The organism is Streptomyces sp. NPDC055103, assembly GCF_053607625.1.
Window position 1 is genome coordinate 1 of the sequence record NZ_JBSGTX010000211.1, and the last position, 1,020, is coordinate 1,020.

General features: G+C 46.2%; 1 protein-coding gene. It reads left to right on the forward strand.

The window, feature by feature from the left end:
• Positions 1-264: 264 nt before the first annotated feature.
• Positions 265-1,020, forward strand: a 756-nt coding sequence (rsbQ, locus tag ACWFR1_RS40590; RefSeq protein WP_453561210.1) for a sigma factor SigB/phosphatase RsbP regulator RsbQ, incomplete at its 3' end; no start/stop codon positions are given.

The window sequence follows — 1,020 nt, forward strand, 5'->3', positions numbered from 1 at the left end:
CTTTTATACATTTTCGGTAGACGGAGCAGCTGTGGTTAGTATGAGGTGTCTTGATGATGGAGTGACAAATGTAATTTTTTCTCACCCCGATGTCTAGGCAATCCTCCTCCTGCATCTTCCAATTCATCCATCTTTTCTATCTCCCATGTCCTCTTTCTTTTAAACTGCTGTGACATTCATAGAAAGATACACTCTTCAAACCATCCGAGTGTTATGATTGAAATATTGAACTTTATATTACTTTCCGGCTGAAAGGAGCCAATCATGAACGAAGCGATTTTGTCTAGAAATCATGTGAAGGTGAAAGGCAGCGGCAAAGCATCTATCATGTTCGCACCTGGTTTTGGATGCGATCAAAGTGTGTGGAATGCCGTGGCACCTGCCTTTGAAGAAGATCATCGGGTGATTTTGTTTGATTACGTCGGTTCGGGACATTCAGATTTGCGCGCATATGACCTGAATCGTTACCAGACACTTGACGGCTATGCCCAGGATGTTCTTGATGTTTGTGAGGCTTTAGATCTGGAGGAAACCGTGTTTGTGGGGCACTCCGTCGGAGCCGTGATTGGAATGCTAGCATCCATCCGCCGCCCGGAGCTTTTTTCCCAGCTGGTGATGGTAGGGCCTTCTCCTTGCTATTTGAATGATCCGCCTGAGTATTACGGAGGATTTGAAGAGGAGCAGCTCCTCGGCTTGCTGGAGATGATGGAGAAAAATTATATCGGCTGGGCAACTGTATTTGCGGCAACCGTTCTGAATCAGCCAGATCGGCCTGAAATTAAGGAAGAGCTTGAAAGCCGTTTTTGTTCTACTGATCCTGTCATTGCCCGCCAATTCGCGAAAGCGGCGTTTTTTTCTGATCACCGAGAGGATCTTTCGAAGGTATCGGTTCCCTCTCTTATTCTCCAATGTGCAGATGATATCATCGCACCTGCAACAGTAGGTAAGTATATGCACCAGCATCTGCCTTATAGCAGTCTGAAACAAATGGAGGCTCGCAGACATTGCCCTCATATGAGC